Source organism: Anaerotignum sp., assembly GCF_030625865.1.
Taxonomy (GTDB): Bacteria; Bacillota; Clostridia; order Lachnospirales; family Anaerotignaceae; genus Chakrabartyella.
In genome coordinates this window covers 1-5,356 of record NZ_DAOUQB010000074.1, presented here as the reverse complement: position 1 = coordinate 5,356, position 5,356 = coordinate 1, and the positions used below count along the sequence as shown (strand labels likewise).

Below are 5,356 nucleotides of genomic sequence, written 5' to 3'. Positions count from 1 at the left end.
TTTTAGACAAATATGTTCAATATTTTAACAATGAGCGTCCCGCATATGCTTTAGGATACTTAAGCCCTGTTCAATATAGAACTGAACAAGGCTTTCCTTAAGGTGGTTTTTAGATGTCTACATTGACTTGACAACTTCACTGAGCTGGTGGTGATGATTTTTGGTAGAATATTAATGAGCCTGCCCATTATGGGTAAAGCAGAAGGTGCCTACCTTGCTTACTGGAATCCCATCAATGCCTCAGCTAGCCGATCCAGTTCAAACCGTTGATTAAAAAACGCCATGCTTACCCTTACAACACCATCATATGGTGTTCCCTCCGTCAATTTCTGAACGTAAAGATTCGATCCAATCAGGCCATTCTTGGTTATCAGGCCATAATTGTCATATAGATAATCCGCAGTCTCTTTACATGTCTTACCTTGAACGTTGAAGGAAATCATGGGAATGCGGTCTTCCAGATACCCTGTGTCACCATAAATGATCACATTGGGGTTTTGTGATAGAAGACTGATTCCGTATGCCAACAGATCCTGCTCTTGTTTGCGGATTGCGCTCATCCCGGTTTGATCAATTGTAAGAAGTGCGCAGCTGGTTGCAATCGCTCCCAATAAGTTGTTGGAACCTCCCTCATAACGTGCGGGACTTTTTTTGAGCTTAATCTCGTAATCTGTTGCAAAAGTTTCCATTCCAGCGCCGAAATACAATGGAAGAGCTGCATCGAACGCTTTCTGCGGACCAATCAATACGCCGGAAAAAGCCGGTGCATAAATTTTGTGTGAGCTGAATGAAAGATAATCAATATGTTCGGCAGGATCAGCAGTCCTCATGCAGACAGTCCTGTGCTGTACAAGCTGTGCGCCGTCAACGAATATCTCAGCACCATATTGGTGTGCCAGCCGCGCTATGTCATGGATAGGATTCACATAACCTGTGACATTGCTTGCGCCTGTGACTGCCACCAGCTTGACTCTCTGACGGTACTGCCAAAGCTTGTGTTCCAGATCTTGCATAGAGAGTCTGCCGTCGGGCAATACGTCCACAAGAATGGTTTCGAATCGGAATTTCCATGGAAGATAATCGGAAAGGTGTTCCATGTAAGTGGTAATTACAACTGGATTTTGTTTATAATGCCGCATCCATATTACGTTGCTTAATATATTGATCGCTTCGGTTGAATTTTTAGTATAGATGGCAATATCGTTCTCTAAGTTTGCACCGACGAATCGTTTTATTGTTTTACGCCCTCGCTCATACAGTGAAGATAAAAAATCTGCTTTCAGTGAATTTGTTGCTACATATTTATACCATGGCGTATATTCCTCGATTGCCTTGACAACGGATTCCATAGGCGGTGTCGTGGCACCGTTGTCAAAATAGATATTGAACAAATTACCATTATTTGTAGGCATCAGTGAAGCAATATCCACTGTCAGGTTTCGTAGAGAATCTGCTGTGTCTTGATTTTTGTTCATGATGTTTTCCCCATGCATTTTATTATTTAAAGTATATGCTTATAATATATGATTCGTTACAATCGGGCACTTCCATTGATGTTATGACATGAACTGTTTTCATATTGTGGTCGTTATAAACAGGCGGAAAAATTCGATTTTTCTATTTTTCAGACCTTACCATTCAGGCGACTGTTTCTAAAATATAAAGGATCATGTCTTTGTGGTGAAGTCACTTTTGAGATTGAAGGAGGATTTGAAATTTTTTTCATTGTGAGTGATGCCGCAAGGCTACAGCGTCAGCCCATGCGGCCAATCTGTTTTTTCTACCGCCAAGTTAAGATGGCTGTCTGGTGAAGATAAAGCTAAAATATTTAATTACCAAATTACTGCCCTCAAAATGCTTTTACTTTAGGTGAAAAACATGATTCAAAAAAAGATTGCCCGAGTAAAGGAATTGTAGTGGAAAATGAAAACGCTCGTTTTATTAACGTGAAAAAATTTGGTAGATATAGATACAGTACAAAAATAGAAATTGAAGGCACTTCTAATAAAACAGTAATTTGTAGTTGAAGATATCGATATTTAAGGAGAACGAAATGTTTACTTTGGATCATATAATGATTGAAACTGAGTATCCGCAAAATTGGCTAAAGAGTTTTCAGAAATCTTTGAGCCTCCATATGCGTGGCCTTTTCTGAAAGTGAGGGCTGTAAATTATTTCGGACAAATTAATATAGATGCTTTACAGTAAATTTTAAAAAAGGATTCTTAAACAATATTCTAAACCAGAAAGGGAAAAAACAATGGTGTAAAAAAGAAATTCCAATTTCCATCCAAAGAAAATGTTAAAATACGAAAGCGTTTAGACATGATATCCTCATACAGCTTCGCGCCGCCGCATTGGAAGAATCATGAAACAGGAAGGGCTGGTTTCTAATTATACTGTTGTACAGTTCCGCCCACAAAAAGATATCTGCAATGAATCAAAATCAAAAATGTTGTTGACCGTCAATTTAATGATCAGACATTTTTCAACTTATATCATCTTCAGATTGAATTATGTGATTATGTAAACCGGTTCAGCAACCATCGAATTCATTCCTCATTAGGCTATCAAACTCAGTAAAGTATCGAGTGAACACCCTTAAAAAAGTTGTCTAGAAAGGTGTTGACAATCCATTTCATTTTCATGTAATTTCTTATGGCCCACACATTTCCCTCCAGCTTTTGTTAATATCTTATATTTAGAAAAACTTTTTACTTTTAAACAAATATTATTATATCTTAAATAGTTAACCCAATATTCTATTTCTTAAATTTCATAACTTAAAATAACCTTGTATATTCAAATAACCAAACTTTGCGAATTTGCGGGTACAGTTATTTATAAAAGATTGGGAAAAAACAGGTGTTGCTAAAATGATTTGGTGAAGACAATAGGGAAACGAATTTTTATAATTATGAAGGGGATACTGTAACAAGAAATAAATATTTAAAAAAATTGGAGGTGATATTATGACTACAAATCGTGTAATACCCAATAGGTTGATAAAGGAAAAAAGCCCATATCTTCTACAACATGCCTATAATCCTGTAAATTGGTATTCTTGGGGAGAAGAAGCTTTTGATAAGGCAAAAAAAGATGATAAGCCAATCTTCTTATCTATTGGGTATTCCTGATTGCAGTTCGTAGACTACTTGTCACTGGTGCCATGTTATGGCACACGAAAGTTTTGAAGACACGGAAATAGCAGAAATTCTCAATGAAAACTTTATATCCATTAAGGTGGATAAAGAAGAACGTCCTGATATAGACAGCATTTATATGAGGGTTTGTCAGGCGCTTACAGGCAGAGGCGGCTGGCCAACGAGTATTTTTATGACTGCGGAGCAAAAGCCATTTTTTGCAGGAACCTATTTTCCTAAGAAAAGCAGATACGGTATGATGGGCTTCAAACAATTGCTTAATGTGATTCATGAACAGTGGGGAAATAATCGTGACGAATTACTTCAATCTGCAGACGCAATTGTTACGGCCTTTAATAATGAACAGGGTTCACAAAGTCAAAGCGAAGGCAGTCTCATTGAAATAGCGGCAGATTTATATAAGGATAGCTATGATAAAGTATTTGGAGGCTTTGGGAATGCGCCCAAATTTCCTGCCCCCCATAATTTATTATTTCTTTTAAAGCATTATGAGAAAAGGGGAGAAGAACATGTTTTAAAAATGGTAGAGCATACCTTGAAGCAGATGTATAAAGGCGGAATATTTGACCATATAGGCTACGGTTTTAGCAGATATTCCACTGACCGCTCTTTTCTGGTACCGCACTTCGAGAAGATGCTTTATGATAATGCATTACTGATTCTTGCCTATTGTAAAACATATGAGATTACGGATGATTTATTTTATCGTGAGGTTGCGGAAAAAACTGCACAGTATATTCTTCGAGAAATGACCGCGCCGGATGGAGGATTTTACTGCGCTCAAGACGCTGACAGTGATGGAGAAGAAGGGAAATACTATGTCTTTGCACCTTCAGAAATTATTGCACTTCTGGGAGAGAACACCGGACAAGCTTTTAACGAATATTATTCTATTACGCAAAAGGGGAACTTTATGGGTAAAAGCATACCCAATCTTTTGAAAAAGCAGAGCCTTTCCAATGAATTCGTACCATATTTATCAAAGATTTATGAATATCGGAAAAATAGAAATAAGCTTCATCTGGATGATAAAATATTAACTTCATGGAATTCTTTGATGATTGCGGCTATGTGTTGGTTATACCGTGTCAGCAGAAACGTAAAATATTTAAATGCAGCAAAAAAGTCTCAAGAGTTTATTGAACAGCATTTGTGCGAAAATGGAACTTTGTTTGTAAGTTTCCGCCAAGGGGTGAGAGGCCAACAAGGATTCCTTGATGACTATGGAAACTATATTTTTGCATTGCTTGCTTTGTATGATGCGACTCTCGACAATGATTATGTACAAAAGGCTGAGGAGTTTATGAAAAAAGCCATAAATGATTTTTTTGATGAAAAAAACGGAGGCTTCTATCTTTATGGAACAGACAATGAAGCATTAATCATGCGGCCGAAAGAGAGTTATGACGGAGCAATGCCAAGTGGTAATTCTATGATGGCTTATAATCTTGTTAGACTTTCCCAGCTTACTACTGATGTAACATATGAAGCGGTTGAAAAAAAGCAATTGGATTTTTTGTATGGTGAGTCAAAACAGTATCCCGCAGGAAATGCCATGTATTTGATTGCGCTATCTGATTATTATGAACCGGTGCAGACGATTACCGTGGTTTCCCAAAATAGAGAGGATTTGAAAGAACTGCCTTTTATAGTTCCTTTGGATTGTATCATAAAAGTTTTAGATAAGCCTACAGGGGAATACCCAATGATTCATGATAAAACGACTTACTATGTATGTCACAATCATAGTTGTTTGCCTCCTGTTAATAATTTAAGGGAAATAGACTGGTAAAATTCAATGAAAATAGTATATTTTTTTATATTAAGATAGGGCGTAGAGGTTGTGATCTTTGCGCCCATTTTTTTAATAGGACTTTTTAGGTACTTTAGACTGTGGAATTGTTAAAAAATTTGCTTTAGAATAGGAATTTGTTTGGGAGGAAATTACGGGAAATATGTTGGTTTAAAGATGCAGAGCATTTCATTTATGAGAAAAGAGGAATCTTTTTATAAATTTTTAAATATATATAAAAACATATTGACAGCTATCTATGTGAGGTGTAAGATAGTCACATAGACGACTATCTATGTGAGGTGTTTTTATGAATACAATTGATGTTGCTTTGATCTGCAAAGCCCTCAGTGATTCCAACCGTCTGCAAATTGTGCAGATGTTGTCGGACGGAGAAAAA

At 36.9% G+C, this 5,356-nt stretch carries 4 protein-coding genes and 1 pseudogene; 4 read left to right on the top strand and 1 reads right to left on the bottom strand.

The genetic code is table 11. The annotated features are described in order from the left end of the window. Nucleotides 1–101 (top strand): IS3 family transposase (locus tag P9Q65_RS13500; protein WP_442870846.1); only part of this gene is annotated, 101 nt, incomplete at its 5' end. Between the two features lie 117 nt (nt 102–218). On the opposite strand, the gene P9Q65_RS12980 is transcribed toward P9Q65_RS13500, so the two are convergent. Next, nucleotides 219–1,475, bottom strand: coding sequence for an aminotransferase class V-fold PLP-dependent enzyme (locus P9Q65_RS12980; RefSeq protein ID WP_304509918.1), 1,257 nt, complete (start codon nt 1,473–1,475; stop codon nt 219–221). Nucleotides 1,476–2,335: 860 nt separating this feature from the next. Here P9Q65_RS12980 and P9Q65_RS13495 point away from each other — a divergent pair. The 3 genes and pseudogenes from P9Q65_RS13495 to P9Q65_RS12970 form a co-directional block, all read left to right on the top strand. Beyond that, nucleotides 2,336–2,496 (top strand): annotated as a pseudogene (locus P9Q65_RS13495) (IS3 family transposase); the annotation flags it as partial. 476 nt (nt 2,497–2,972) lie between these two features. Beyond that, nucleotides 2,973–3,137 carry a DUF255 domain-containing protein gene (locus P9Q65_RS13275; RefSeq protein ID WP_330695407.1) on the top strand — a complete coding sequence of 55 codons (165 nt, stop codon included), beginning with the start codon at nt 2,973–2,975 and terminating at the stop codon, nt 3,135–3,137. 37 nt (nt 3,138–3,174) lie between these two features. Further along, nucleotides 3,175–4,956, top strand: coding sequence for a thioredoxin domain-containing protein (locus P9Q65_RS12970; RefSeq protein WP_334307207.1), 1,782 nt, complete (start codon nt 3,175–3,177; stop codon nt 4,954–4,956). Nucleotides 4,957–5,356 lie beyond the last annotated feature (400 nt).